General features: G+C 44.9%; 1 pseudogene. It reads right to left on the reverse strand.

Going from position 1 to position 345, the window contains the following annotated elements:
• Positions 1 to 345: pseudogene (locus HC175_RS21480) on the reverse strand (fumarate reductase/succinate dehydrogenase flavoprotein subunit); the annotation flags it as partial.

Below are 345 nucleotides of genomic sequence, written 5' to 3' on the forward strand. Positions count from 1 at the left end.
TCCCATTCACCTCTCCGGGAATACGAACATCTTTCCAGAATTCTTCTCTTAACTCTTTGATCTCCACAATAGCCTCTCGAAGGTGAGTGGCATTTCTGGACATTCCCACCTTGTTCCACATGATCTTTCCTAAACGTTTGTGAAAGTGGTCAACAGACTTGGTTCCGTTGGTGTTCATGAGCCTTTCAAGCTGCTCCCTTACCTTTTGTTCAGCTTCATCAAATTCGGGGCTATTTGTTGGAATAGCTCCTGTACGAATATCAGCTGCCAAATAATCTCCCATAGTATATGGAAGTACGAAATATCCATCTGCAAGTCCCTGCATCAAGGCAGAGGCCCCAAGAC

It is taken from the genome of Salinimicrobium oceani (assembly GCF_012037645.1).